Here is a 13,503-nt window from a genome sequence, read left to right as displayed (position 1 = left end):
GGAAACCTCGTTTCAGGAGAGGGAGAAGCGACGTTCGGCGAGTGCGTAGAGGCGGCGCCAGAACAGCCGGTTGAGGCCGACGACGTACAGGCTCATCACCGCGACGCCGATGAGGATCCGGCCGGCGTTCCCGGTGCTGGTGGCGTCCTTGATGTAGGCGCCGAGGCCGGTGGCGGTCAGGGTGAGCCCGTGGTAGGAGACGATTTCCGCGACGATCGAGGCGTTCCACGCCCCGCCCGCCGCGGTGATGCCACCGGTGACGTAGCTGGGAAAGACCGCGGGCAGCACCAGCCGGCGCCACCACAGCTTCCGCGGCAGCCGCAGGTTCGCGGCGGCTTCCCGCAGGTCGTTCGGGATCGCCGACGCACCGGCGATCACGTTGAACAGGATGTACCACTGCGCACCCAGTGCCATCAGCAGGATGCCGCCCCAGTTCAGGGAAATCCCGGTCGCCACCAGGACGGCGGTGACGAGCGGGAACAGGAAGTTCGCCGGGAAGCTCGCGAGCACCTGCACCACCGGCTGCGCCAGCCGCGACACGCGGGGGTCGAGACCGATCCACACCCCGACCGGCACCCAGACCACGGTGGCCACCGCGACCAGCAGGAGCACCCGCCCGAAGGTGACGAGCCCCAGCAGCAGCGCGTGCCCGACTTCGGCGAACCCGGTGGTCTCGCCGATGAACGTGACCATCCGGACCAGGCCGTAGCCGATCAGCGCGAGCACCGCCACGGCGAACACGACGTCCCCGGCGCGACGGCGTGCCGGCGAAACCCGCAGCGGGTGCTCGGCGAGCCCGAACACCGCCATGACGCGGTCGAGCGGAGCCACCAGCGGCCCGGACACCCGGCCGAGCAGGGCCGGGATCCGGGACCGGCGCAGCAGACCGAGGGTCAGGCTGCGCGGTGCCTGCGCGGCTTCGGACTGCTCGATGCGAAACCGCTCCGCCCACGCGGTCAGCGGCCGCCAGAAGAGCACGTTCACCCCGGCCACCATGACGATCATCACCGCGATGGCCAGCAGGACCTTGCCGAGGTCCCCCTCGTCGGACGCGGCGGCGACGTAGGCGCCGATCCCGGGCAGGGCGTAGGACTGGTTGTTGACACTGAGGGCTTCGGAGGCGGTGAGGAAGAACCAGCCGCCGCCGAAGCTCATCATCCCGTTCCAGACCAGGGGAATCATCCCGCTCGGCACGTCCACCCGCCAGAACCGCTGCCAGCGCGACAGCCGCAGGTCGCGGGCGACCTCGTCCAGCTCGCGCGGCTGCGAGGTCAGCGAGTGGTAGAAGGCGAAGGTCATGTTCCACGCCTGCGAGGTGAAGATCGCGAAGATCGACGCGCACTCCAGGCCCAGTCCCGATCCGGGGAACAGGGCGATGAACCCGGTGATCGTCACCGACAGGAACCCCAGGATCGGCACCGACTGCAGGATGTCCAGCACCGGCAGCAGCACCTTCTCCGCGCGCCGCAGCCGGGCCGCGGCGGTGGCGTACCCGAACGTGAACACCACCGACAACCCCAGCGCGGCGAACATCCGCAGCAGCGAACGCCCGGCGTAGTAAGGCAGTTCGGCCGGCTCGGTGGACACTGTGGACGGTGCGGTGGCCGGCGTCCACGGCACCGCGGCGCCGTGGGCGAGCCGCACGACCAGCCACAGCGCCACGGCGGCGCCGAGGAACACGACCACGTCGGCGATCGTGCGCCGCGGCCGGGTGAGCGCGCCGCGCGTGGGAAAAGGGCGCAACAAGGACATGGTTCACCTGTCTTCGTGGTCAGGAACGGTCAGCGGTGGTGGGTGAAGACCCGGTTCGCCAGTCGTGCGGACAGTGCGTAGCCGACCAGGACGACGCCCACCCACAGCAGGTAGCCACCGGGCAACGGATGCATCAGCAGGGGCCCGGCCAGCGGGGACAACGGCAGCAGCAGGCCGATCAGCCCGGCACCCGCCGCCGCGGCCACGACCGCGCGCGTGGGGCGCGCACCGCGGGCGAACCCGGCCCGGCTGCGCAGGATGAGCACCACCAGCAGCTGGGTGAGCAGGCTTTCGACGAACCAGCCGGTCCGGAACACCGCGGGACCGGCGTCGAACACCCACCACAGGACGGCGAACGTCGAGAGGTCGAACACCGACGACAGGGGCCCGAACACGAGCATGAACCGGGTCAGCCCGCGCGCGTCCCAGCGCCGCGGCGCGCTCAGGTACTCCTCGTCGACGCGATCCCAGGCCAGCGCGAGCTGCGCGAGGTCGTAGAGCAGGTTCGCGACCATCAGCTGGATCGGCAACATCGGCAGGAAGGGCAGGAACGCGCTCGCCGCGAGCACGGTCAGCACGTTCCCGAAGTTCGACGCGGCCGTGATGTTGACGTACTTGAGCGTGTTGCCCAGGGTCCGCCGTCCCTCGACGACCCCGCGCGCCAGCACCCCGAGGTCGCGCTCCAGCAGCACCAGGTCCGCGGCGTCCTTGGCCGCGTCGGTGGCGGTGTCCGGGGCGATCCCGACGTCGGCGGTCCGCAGCGCGGTGACGTCGTTGACGCCGTCGCCGATGAACCCGGCCGCGCGGTCGTTCCCCCGCAGCGCCGCCACGATCCGGGCCTTGTGCGCGGGGGTGAGCTTGGCGAACACCGTCGTGCGCTCGGCCAGCGCGCGCAGGCCGGCGTCCGTGGCCCGGTCGACGTCGCGGCCGAGCACGACCTCGCCGACCGGGACCCCGGCCTGCTCGGCCACGCGCGCGGCGACGTGCCGGTTGTCGCCGGTCAGGATCTTCACCGCGATCCCGTGCCCGGCCAGCGCCCGGACCGCCTCGGCGGCGCCGTCGCGGACCGGGTCGACGAAGCCGGCGAACCCGACCAGGACCAGCCCGGTCTCGTCGGCTTCGGTGTAGTGGCCGAGGCGGGCCGGGGTCTCGCGGGCGGCGACGGCCAGCAGCCGCATGCCGTGCCCGGCGTGCGCCCGGACCAGGTCCGCGACCGCGGCCCGCGTCGCGTCGGTCAGCTCGACGACCTCGCCGCCCCGGCGGGCGTGGCCGCAGCGGGGCAGGATCTCGTCCGGATCTCCTTTGGTGACCAGGATGTGCGTGTCCGCGCGGCGGACGACCACGGTGGCGCGGCGGCGCGTGTGGTCGAAGCCGAGCTCGTCGACCTTGGTGAACAGCGCGTCGGTCACGACGTCGTCGCCCGGGCCCGCGAACTGCGCCACGATCGCCTCGTCGAGCCGGTCGCGGGAGTCGGCCTGGAAGTGCACGGCGAGGGAGGCGTACTCGGCGGCCTCGCCGTCCGGGCGGCCATCGAGGTCGATGCTGTGCGCGAAAGCCACCCGGTCCTCGGTGAGGGTGCCGGTCTTGTCCACACACAGCACGTCCATGGCGGCGAGGTCCTGGATCGCGTTGAGCCGCTTGACGATCACCTTCCGCCGCGAGAGCGCGGCCGCGCCCCTGGCCAGGTTCGTCGTGACGATCACCGGCAGCATCTCCGGTGTCAGGCCGACCGCGACGGCGACCGCGAACATCGTGGCCTGCGCCCAGTTCCCGGTGACCGTGCCGTTGACCACGAGCACGATCGGCACCATCACCAGCATGAACCGCAGCAGCGTCCAGCCCACGCGGCGGACACCGGCGTCGAAGCTCGACTCCGCCCGCGGCGCGGCGGCCTGGGTGGCCAGGGAACCGAAGCAGGTGTCGCTTCCGGTGGCGACCACGACGGCGGTCGCGGTGCCGCCGAGCACCGACGTCCCGGCGAACGCGACCGCCGGCGCGTCCGCGGGATCCGGCGCGGGGTGCCGGGACGGCAGCCGCTTGACGACGGGCAACGCCTCGCCGGACACCGCAGACTGGTCGACCACCAGGTCGGCGGCCGCGACCACCCGGACGTCCGCGGGCACGACGTCACCCGGGCCGAGCAGCACCACGTCACCGGGAACGAGATCGGCCGTCGGCACCTCGCGCTCGGTGCCGGGGAACGCGTCGCCGGCCCGGCGCCGGACGGTGACCGTCGTGGTGACCCGGGCCCGCAGCGCGCCGACCGCCCGCTCGGACCGTGCCTGCTGCCAGAACCGCAGCAGCACGTTCAGCACCACCATCACCGACACGGTGACCGCGCCGCGCAGGTCACCGACCACGGCGAAGACCACGCCGAGGCCGGTCAGCAACGCCACGAACGGGCTGCGCACCGCGGCCCACGCCCGCCGCACCACCCCGGCCGGGACGGCGGGCTCGAGGTGGTTGTCGCCGTAGCGGGACAGGCGGTCGGCGGCTTCGGCCTCGGTGAGGCCCTTCGGCGAGCTCTCGAGCCGCCGGAAGACCGTGATCACGGGTGCCTCGCCCAGTTCGGGGGGCACGCCGGGGAAACGCGTCATGGGGGACGTCCTGTCCGTCGAGGTCACAGCTGTACGGAGCGACCACGCGGACTCCCGGACCTACCCCCGGGTGGCCGCGCGATCGCGGCGACTACTTCCTTCGCCGGTCACCCGGCTCACCTCCTTCCACACACGGACAGGCCGCAACACCGGCCCGGCCCCAGTCAACCGCACCACGACCAGAACAGTCAAACACTTGTCCAAGTGACGGGTCTTACGTCACGCTGTGCGGAGACCCGAGAGGATGAACCCGTGTCCGCTCCACCCGATCCCCTGCCACCCGACCTCCTCCAGGACGCCGCGGCGACCTTCGGCCTGCTGTCGGCCACCGTCCGGCTGCACCTGCTGTGGCTGCTCGCCCACGACGAACGCGACGTCGGCACCCTCGCCGAGGAAACCGGGCAGAGCGTGGCCACCGTCAGCCACCACCTCGGCAAGCTCAAGCTCGCCGGCCTCGTCCGCGCCCGCCGCCACGGCAAGCACCAGATCCACTACATCGACGACCCCCACGTCGTCGACATCGTCCGGCTCGCCGTCCAGCACCACCGGGAACTCCGCCCCGGATCACCCCGGGCCCGCCACACCCGCGGCGCCTGAGCCGTCGGCTGCCTCGGCCGTCAGTTTCTTCGGGATCTCACGGGAGAGGTCGAGCTTCTGCGGCTGAAGCCCCGGAGCCGGTGCGCGATCGAGGGGCGCACCGGCTCGCGCCGCCGGCTCACAGCTCTCCGACGGCCTCTTCGACCTTGCGCTGCAGCTTGTTCATCCCGCCGAGCCAGCGGTCGGTCTCGGTGGCGCGCGCCGCGTAGTAGCCGGCGACCTCCGGGTGCGGCAGCACCAGGAACCGCTTGTCCGCCATCGCCGCGAACAGTGCGTCCGCCACCTGCTCCGGCTCGATCGCCGACGCGCCCATCAGCAGCTGGCCCGCCGTGCCGGTGCTCTCCAGCATCGCCGTGCGCACGCCCTGCGGGCAGATCGCCTGCACCGTGATGCCGCGGTGGCGGTAGGTCGCCGACAGCCACTCCGCGAACGCCAGCGCCCCGTGCTTGGTCACCGAGTACGGCGCCGAACCGAGGCTGGTCAGCAGGCCGGCCGCGGACACCGTCGCGATGAAATGCCCTTCGCCGCGCTCGAGCCACGCCGGCAGCAGCAGGTTCGCCGCGCGGACGTGCGACATGACGTTGACGTCCCAGGTGCGCGCCCACACCTCCTCGCCGCTTTCCGCGCCGCCGAAGGGCGCGATGCCCGCGTTCGCGCAGAAGACGTCGATCTCGCCGAGCGCCGAGCGCGCGCTGTCGATCAGCTTCGTGACGCCGTCCAGGCTCGCGACGTCGCCGGCGAACGCCGTCCCGCCGACTTCGGCGGCCACCTCCGCGGCCTTGTCCCCGTCCAGGTCGGCCACGACGACCCGGGCGCCGTCGGCGGCGAAGCGGCGGGCCAGCGCGGCGCCGATGCCGCCACCACCCCCGGTGACGACGACGCCGGTCACAGGCCACCGCCGAGGGTGACGCCGCCGTCGAGGACGACCGTCTGGCCGGTGATCCAGCCCGCGTCGTCCGACAGCAGGAAGGCCACCGCGCCCGCGATGTCGGACGGCACGCCGAGGCGCTTCATCGGGTACGCCGAAGCGACCTCCTCCTCGCGGCCCTCGTACAGCGCGGTGGCGAACTTCGTCTTGACCACGGCCGGCGCGACGGCGTTGACGCGGATCTTCGGCCCCAGCTCGGCGCCGAGCTCGACGGTCAGCCGGATCAGGGCGGCCTTGCTGACGCCGTACATGCCGATGCCCGGCGAAGCGCCGAGACCGGCGACGGAGGAGACGTTGACGACGGCGCCGCCGTGCTCCCCCAGCCACGCGTCGCGGGCGCGCTTGGTCCAGCCCAGCGGCGCGAGCACGTTGACGCCGAGGATCTTCGCCGCGGCGGCCGGGTCGATGTCGAGGGTCGGCCCGTAGACGGGGTTGATGCCGGTGTTGTTGACCAGGTAGTCGAGCCGGCCGAAGGTCTCGATCGTCTTGGCGACCGTCTCGTCCTGGTGGTCGGTGTCGTCGGCCTTGCCCGCCACGAACATGGCGACATCGGGGCCGCCGAGGGAGTTGACGGCCTCTTCGAGGGCTTCCGGCTTGCGGGCGGTGAGGCAGACCTTGGCGCCGCGCTCGACGAGCGTCTTCGCGATCCCGAGGCCGATGCCCCGGCTGGCCCCGGTGACGATCGCGACGCGATCCTTGAACGAGTTCACGGCAGTGTGTCTCCTTCGGCTGTGGTGCCCGGCACATACCAAGCAGTCGGTCAGTGGCCATTATGCGCGATGCGGCCGAGGTCTCAAGACGGACACACGTCACACTCCACGGCCCCGGACCAGGGTCAGCGCGGCACCAGCGCCCGCACCGCCTCGACCAGCTCCGGGCCGTCGAGCAGCACCGGATCGTTGTGGTCGGCGCCCGGGATCTCGACCAGCCGGGCCGCCGCCGCGGCCGCCACCTCGCGGCTCTGGGCCGGCGGGACGATCGAGTCCCGGCCGCCGACGACCACCACGGCCGGGACGCGCAGCCGCGCGACCTGCTCCTTGACCGGGAAGCGGTCGCGCAGCAGCAGGCGGACCGGCAGGTACGGGTAGATCTCCGCGCCGACGGCCGCCAGGTCCACGAACGGGGACCGCAGCAGCAGCCCGGCGGGCGGGTGTTCGAGGGCCAGCTCCGTCACGACGGCGGAGCCGAGGCTTTCGCCGAAGTAGACGAGCCGCCCGGGCGGCACCCGCCGGTCCTCGGTCAGGAAGCGGTGCGCGGCGCGGACGTCGAGGGCCAGGCCGTCCTCGCTGGGGTCGCCCGGATTGCCGCCATAGCCGCGGTAGTCGAACAGCAGCACGGCCAGTCCCGCCTGGGCGAGCTTCGCGGCCAGCGGCGCCCGGCCCGCGCGGTTGCCGCCATTGCCGCCCGCGACCAGCACCGTCGCCGCCGGGTCCCGGCCCACCGGACGCAGGTACCAGGCCCCCAGGTCGAGGCCGTCGGCGGTGCGGAGGCGGACGTCCTCCGCGCCGGGCAGCACGTCGGCGGCCGCGGGCACCGGGCCGGGGTCCGGGAGGTAGATCAGCCGTCGCTGGAACGCCCAGAACGCGGCCAGCAGCAGCACCACGACCACGAGGGCCACCAGCACCACGCGCACGAGCACCGTCTTGGTCAAGCTCGACCTCCCGGGAAACAACGGTGGCCTCGTCACGTTGTACCCCGTAATGAACCCACCACTCCGATTCTGCGTCCTCGGCGACTCCCTGGCAGCCGGCGTCGGCAGCAGCCGCGAGGACGACACGCTCGGCCGGCAGCTCACCCGGCGGCTGCGCGACGCGGGCCACGTCGTGCGCCTGCGGAACTTCGGCGTCCCCGGGGCCCGCTCGGCCGACCTCGCACGCCAGGTCGGCGTCGCCCTCGGCGAGGGTGTCGACCTGGCCCTGATCGTGATCGGTGCGAACGACCTCGCCGGCTTCGTCGCCCCCGCCGTCGGCGCGCGCCAGCTGCACGACGCCGTGACGCGGCTGGTGCGCGCCGGCGCCCGCGTCATCGTGGTGCCGGCGCCCGACCTGGGGATCGTGGCGCGGGTGCCCGGGCCCTACCGGCAGCTGGTCTCCGCGGCCAGCGGCCACTACGCGCAGGCTCAGGCCGAAGCCGCCGTCCGGGCCGGTGGCGCGGTGGCCACCGCCGGCCCCGAACTCGCCGCCCGCTTCGCCGCCGACCCCACGCTGTTCTCGGCCGACCGCTTCCACCCCTCCTCGGCCGGCTACGCCGTGATCGCCGACGGCCTGGCCCCGCACGTGCTGGCCGCTGCCGCGCAGCTTGCCGCCTAAGCCGGTTTTGCCCGGCTTTAACCGGGGCCCGGCAAGATCGGTTCCGCCAGGCGGTCGGAGCGAGGGCTGGGGGTCCGGAGCTCACCGGCGGGGGGACTAGCCGGTCGAGGGTGCCGGTCGCCTGGCAGCCAGGGGGTACTGGGGGAACGCTTCCCGCGTCGCTCGCGACGCGCGCTGCAGGCTGGGGGCCTGCAGCGCCCGCCCCTTCCGCCACAGGGAGAGAGGGCAGACATGTACCGATCAACCCAGCGCGCCGCCATCGTGGGCGCGATCGCGGCCAGTGCGCTCGCACTCGCCGCACCGGCCGCATCGGCCACCGTGCAGGGCGGTGTCTCGAAGACGTGCTACACCGTCAACACCTGCTCGACCGAACCGTCGGTCTGGTTCCCGGGCGGCACCCTTTCGGTCGACGCCGACGTGCACGGCACCGGCCCGGCCCAGTGGGTCGTCCGCAGGGACAGCGGCGGAACCGTCTGCCAGTCCGGGTTCGGCGCCGAAGAGGGAGCGCGGTCCTGGGTCTGCAACAACGTGTCCGGCGGGTGGATCTACGGCATCGTCTCCGGCGGCTCGCCGAGCGTGAACATCGGCCTCCGCTGGTAACACCCACCGAAAGAAGGAGAAACACCATGAAGACGCTTCGTTTCTTCACCCGTTCCGTGGCCCGCAGCCTGCGGACCCGTGAGCTGGGTGCCACCTGGCGCATGTACTACGAGATCTACTGATGGCCACCGCGGCCGGGGTCCCCGAACCCCGGCCGCGGGACTTTCCGGGAGACGTCCGTGCGCCAAGCCACCACCGAACCCGGCGTGTTTCTGACCGATCCACTCGCCGCCCTCGAGGGGTGGGCCGGCGACGGCATCGCGATCCGCCGGTTCGAGCCGGGCCGGTACCTGGTGTCCGGCGCCGAGCTCGTCCGGACCGCGCTGGCCGGGACGACCACGCCGTTCGAGGCGAAGGCGGCGACCTTCGGCGCCGTCGCCGGCTGGGTGCCCGGCTCCGACCGCAGCCGCCCGGTCAACGCCGCGCTGGCCCAGGAACTGGACCGGGCCTGGCAGGCCGTGCCCGCCGAGCGGATCACCGCCGAGCTGCGGCGCTCCGCCGAAGCCGGGGAGGCCTGGCCGGGCGCACTGTCGACGTCGTACCTGCGGCTGTTCGGCGAACAGCTCTTCCCCGGCCTGCCCCCGCGGGCCCGGCAGACGCTGCAGGACGCCCTCGCCGCCTCCGACGGGCTCGACCGGACGAGCACGGCCCTGCGGCGCCTGCGGGGCCGGTTCGCGCACAGCCGGGCCGACGCCGCGCTGCACCGCTGGGCGGCGGACCGGGCCGGGCCCCTTCCCGAGGCGCTGCGGGCCGCCCTCGGCTCGGCCGACGACGTGGCACTGGCCCTGCACGGCCTGGTCGGCGCGGTCTGCCGGGCCGCGGCCATGGTGTTCGCCTGGACGGTGCTGCTGGACCGCGGCTGGCGGCCCGGCAGCCCGGCGGGCGCGATCCTGCGACCGGCCGGCACGCCCCAGCCCGCCGCGCACCGCGTCCGGGAAGCGCTGCGGCTGTGGCCGGTCGCCTGGCTGCTGTCGCGCAAGGTCACCGCGGCCACCGAGCTGGGCGGCGTCTCGCTGGTCCCGGGCGACCGGCTGTACCTGTGCACCTACCTCCTCCACCGCGACCCGGACGTCTGGGCCGAGCCCGGCGAGTACCGGCCCGGCCGCTGGGCCGGCCCGCCCGAGGGGCACAAGGCCCGCTACCTCCCCTACGGCTTCGGCAGCGCCGCCTGCGTCGGCTCCCGGTTCGTCAACCAGGCGACGGCGAAGGTGCTCGAGTGCGCCGGCGCCCTCGACCGCTTCGACCTGCGGATCATCGAACCCGAGCCGGTGTTCGGCTCGCTGCTCTCCCCGCCGGTGGTGCGCCCCGTCCCGCCGAGCTGACCGATTCCCGCTACCCTCACCGCCGGATGACCGGTTCGTCCGGTCAGCGGGGGGTGCGGAAGAGTGCTCAGCTTCGGGGTGCTGGGACCGTTGCAGGTCCAGCGGGACGGCGTGCCCGTCCCGGTCACCGGGCCCAAGGTGCGGGCCCTGCTGGCCGCGTTGCTGATGCGGGCGAACACGACGGTGTCCCTCGACCGGCTCACCGAGCTGCTGTGGGGCGAGGACCCGCCGGAGACCGCCCGCAAGAGCATCCAGGTGCACGCGGTCCGGCTGCGGCGCGCCCTCGGCGACGGCGTCGTCGAGACACAGCCGACCGGCTACCTGCTGCGCGTGCGGCCGGCGCAGCACGACCTGCTGCGCTTCCGCGAACTCACCGCCGCCGCCCGGGCCGAGCCGCGGCCGGAGACCGAACGCGAGCTGCTCGCCGCCGCGCTCGCCTGCTGGCGCGGCCCGGTGCTCGCCGACCTCCCGGCCGAGGTGCTCGGCCGCGAAGACGTCGACCAGCCCGCCGAAGAGCGGCTGCGGGCGCAGGAGCGCTACTTCGAGGTCAGCCTCGAGCTCGGCCGGCCCGGCGAAATCACCGACGAGCTGGCCGGGGTGACCCGGGAGCACCCGTGGCGGGAGGCCTTCTGGGCGTTGTACCTGGAGGCGCTGCACCGTTCGGGCCGCCGCGCCGACGCCCTGGAGACCTACCGCGCGGTGCACCGGATGTTCACCGACGAGCTGGGCGTGGGGCCCGGCGAACGGTTGCGGCGCGCCCACCGGGCCGTCCTCGCCGACGAAGCCGCCGCGGAACCGCCCGCCGTCGCGCAGCCGGAGTTCCGGCCGCGGCAGCTGCCCCCGGACGTCGCCACGCTCGTCGGCCGCACCCGGCTGCTGTCCCTTTTGGACGAAGCCATCGGCCCGGACCGGGCACCCGGCACCCATCCGCCGATCGCGCTGCTGGTCGGACCGGCCGGCGTGGGCAAGACGGCCGCCGCCGTGCACTGGGCGCACCGCGCCGCGCGGCACTTCCCGGACGGCCAGCTCTTCGCCGACCTCCAGGGCTATTCGACGGTCCCGGCCCTCGCGCAGCTGGAGGTGCTGACCCGGTTTTCGCACGCGCTCGGCGTCCGGCCCGGCCAGGTGCCGACCGACCTCGCCGACGCCGCCGCGCTCTACCGCTCGGTGCTCGCCGACCGGCGGGTGCTCATCGTGCTGGACAACGTCGCCGGGCCGGACCAGGTACGTGCGCTGCTGCCCGGCAGCGCGGGCTGCGCGGTGCTCATCACCAGCCGCGACCGGCTCGGCGGCCTGACCGCCACCGTCGACACCCGGCTCGTGGAACTGGCCGAGCTGCCGCCGGACGACTCGCTCGCGCTGCTGGCCTCGGTCGTCGGCGCGGCGCGGGTCGCCGCGGAGGACGACGTCGCGCGCGAACTGGTGCGGCTGTGCGCCGGGCTGCCGCTGGCGCTGCGGATCGTCGCGGCGAACCTCGCGCTGTGGCCGGACCGGTCCCTGCGCGGCTACCTCGCCGAGCTGGCCGGGCCCGACCTCCTCGGGCGGCTGGCGGTGCCCGGTGCCGAGCAGCTCGGCGTCCGGCGTGCCTTCGACCTGTCCTTCGACACCGTTTCGCCGGCGGCCGCCCGGTTCTTCCGCCTGCTCGGGCTGGTGCCGGGCGCGGACGTCGGCGTGGCGGGCGCGGCGGCGCTGGCCGCGGTGGCCGACAGCCAAGCCGGGCGGCTGCTGCGCGAACTGGCCGCGAGCCACCTGGTGCAGCCCTGCGGCGACGACCGGTTCGGCCTGCACGACCTGCTCCGCGCGTACGCGGCCGAGCGGGCGCGTGACGAGCTTTCGGCCGCCGAGCGGGCGGCCGCCCTCGACCGGCTCTTCGGGTACTACCTGCGTGCCGCGGCCGGGGCGGCGACGGCGCTCTACCCGGACCTGCAGCGGCTGCCCGACGCACCCGAGAGCGGCGAAGCCGTCGAACCGGCCGAAGCGCGCCGGTGGCTGCTGGCCGAGCACGGCAACGTCCTCGCCGCGATCCGGTGGGCCGCCGGGCCGGACCAGGACCCGTTCGCCTGGCGGGCGGCCGACCTGCTGCGCGGCTTCTTCCACTCGCACCGGCTCGACGCGGAGTGGCAGGCGGCCGCGACCGCCGGGCTGGCCGCCGCGCGGCGCGCCGGGGACGAGCGCGCGGCCGGGGCCATGCGGCACAGCCTGGGCGCGCTGGCCTGGAGCCGCGGCGACTACGAGACGGCGCTCGCGGAGCTCGAAGCCGCCCAGGCGTCCTACCGCGCGGCCGGGGCCCGCGAAGGCGCCGACTCGGTCCTGCACGCACTCGGCGTCGTGCACCTCGACCTCGGCCGGCTCGACCGGGCGATCGAGCACTTCACCGCGGCGCTGGCGGGCACGCTGCGGTCGGGCACGTCGATCCGGGCGGCGAACGGGCTGATCAACCTGGGTGCGGTGCTGATCGAGCACGGCAGGCTCGCGGAAGGCATCGAGCGCAACGAACGCGCGCTCACCCTGTGCCGCCGGCTCGGCTCACCGCACGCGGCGGCGATCGCGCAGTGCAACCTCGGGTACGGCTACCGCGTCTCGGGCGACCTCGCGCGGGCGAGGGCCGTGCTCACCGAGGCACTGGAAACGTTGCGGGAGCTGGGTTCCCGCGACGACGAGGCCGACGCGCTGGTCCGGCTCGCCGCCGTGCACCGGGCGACCGGCGACCTCGATCAGGCCTGGCCGGCGGCGCGGCTCGCGGTGACGGTGGCGCGCGAGGCGGGCAACCAGCGGTTCGAGGTGGACGCGCTCGGCGCGCTCGGCGACCTCCACCGCCAGGCGGGCGACCCGGCGGCGGCACTGGCGGAGTACACCGAAGCCCACCGGCTGGCGGAGAAGATCGGCTACCTGCGCGGCCGGATCGCCACCCTGATCGGCTTGTCCACTGTGGACACGGAGGAGGCGGTCGCGCACGCCGGAGCCGCGGTGCGCGAGGCGGACCTGGGCGGCTTCCGGCTGCTGGCCGGGCAGGCGAGGACCAGCATGGCGTGGGCGGTCCTGAGCGCGGGTGACCCCGGCGCCGCGGAAACCCTGGCGGAGCAGGCGATCGCGGGTTTCCGGGCCACCGGGCACCGGCTGGGCGAGGCGTACGCGTTCGTGGTGCTCGGCCGGGCCCGGGAGACCCTGGCCGACCCCGGCGCGGCCCGCGAATGCTGGCGCACGGCCGAGGAGATCCTGGCGGCCGCCGGCGAGCGCCCGGTGCTGGCGACCGTGCGCACGCTCCTGGCGCAGTAGGCGAATCCGGTACCGGAGGAGGGCTGCCGCGGCTTGTCGTGAGTGGTAATTCGGGGTCTAACCCGAATTACCACACACCCACCCCCGGCCCCCGAGGGCGGGGGCCGGGACGTGAGCGCCGG

10 protein-coding genes are annotated in these 13,503 nt (G+C 74.2%); 5 read left to right on the top strand and 5 right to left on the bottom strand.

Translation table 11 applies throughout. The annotated features are described in order from the left end of the window. Positions 1-12 precede the first annotated feature (12 nt). Positions 13-1,752 carry an ABC transporter permease subunit gene (locus I4Q55_RS39970; protein ID WP_206795749.1) on the bottom strand — a complete coding sequence of 580 codons (1,740 nt, stop codon included), beginning with the start codon at positions 1,750-1,752 and terminating at the stop codon, positions 13-15. Between the two features lie 29 nt (positions 1,753-1,781). Beyond that, positions 1,782-4,349, bottom strand: coding sequence for a magnesium-translocating P-type ATPase (mgtA, locus tag I4Q55_RS39965; protein ID WP_206795748.1), 2,568 nt, complete (start codon positions 4,347-4,349; stop codon positions 1,782-1,784). 252 nt (positions 4,350-4,601) lie between these two features. Between mgtA and I4Q55_RS39960 the strand changes: the two genes are divergently transcribed. Next, positions 4,602-4,946: a helix-turn-helix transcriptional regulator gene (locus I4Q55_RS39960; protein ID WP_206795746.1), complete on the top strand. Its 345-nt coding sequence runs from the start codon at positions 4,602-4,604 to the stop codon at positions 4,944-4,946. A 118-nt stretch (positions 4,947-5,064) separates the two neighbouring features. Here the strand turns inward: I4Q55_RS39960 and I4Q55_RS39955 are convergent, their stop codons facing one another. The 3 genes from I4Q55_RS39955 to I4Q55_RS39945 form a co-directional block, all read right to left on the bottom strand. Continuing rightward, on the bottom strand, positions 5,065-5,835 hold the full coding sequence (locus I4Q55_RS39955; protein ID WP_206795745.1) for an SDR family oxidoreductase: 771 nt from the start codon (positions 5,833-5,835) through the stop codon (positions 5,065-5,067). Further along, positions 5,832-6,584, bottom strand: a complete 753-nt coding sequence (locus tag I4Q55_RS39950) for an SDR family oxidoreductase (RefSeq protein WP_206795744.1) — start codon at positions 6,582-6,584, stop codon at positions 5,832-5,834. Before I4Q55_RS39950 ends, I4Q55_RS39955 begins: the two co-directional genes overlap by 4 nt. A gap of 125 nt (positions 6,585-6,709) precedes the next feature. Further along, a complete protein-coding gene (locus I4Q55_RS39945; protein WP_206795743.1) occupies positions 6,710-7,525 on the bottom strand; it encodes an alpha/beta hydrolase in 816 nt (271 codons plus the stop codon). Positions 7,526-7,574: 49 nt separating this feature from the next. Here I4Q55_RS39945 and I4Q55_RS39940 point away from each other — a divergent pair, with 49 nt between their 5' ends. From I4Q55_RS39940 to I4Q55_RS39925, 4 genes are all read left to right on the top strand, one after another. Continuing rightward, entirely contained in the window at positions 7,575-8,183 is a 609-nt protein-coding gene (locus tag I4Q55_RS39940; RefSeq protein ID WP_242547618.1) for an SGNH/GDSL hydrolase family protein, read from the top strand. Positions 8,184-8,414: 231 nt separating this feature from the next. Then, complete coding sequence (locus tag I4Q55_RS39935; RefSeq protein WP_206795741.1) at positions 8,415-8,783, top strand: hypothetical protein; 369 nt, start codon at positions 8,415-8,417, stop codon at positions 8,781-8,783. A 179-nt stretch (positions 8,784-8,962) separates the two neighbouring features. Further along, a complete protein-coding gene (locus I4Q55_RS50815; protein WP_206795740.1) occupies positions 8,963-10,105 on the top strand; it encodes a cytochrome P450 in 1,143 nt (380 codons plus the stop codon). Between the two features lie 63 nt (positions 10,106-10,168). Then, positions 10,169-13,381: a BTAD domain-containing putative transcriptional regulator gene (locus I4Q55_RS39925; RefSeq protein ID WP_206795738.1), complete on the top strand. Its 3,213-nt coding sequence runs from the start codon at positions 10,169-10,171 to the stop codon at positions 13,379-13,381. Positions 13,382-13,503: the final 122 nt, after the last annotated feature.

It is taken from the genome of Amycolatopsis sp. MtRt-6 (assembly GCF_017308975.1).
GTDB lineage: Bacteria > Actinomycetota > Actinomycetes > Mycobacteriales > Pseudonocardiaceae > Amycolatopsis.
This window is presented reverse-complemented; position numbering and strand designations above follow the sequence as displayed.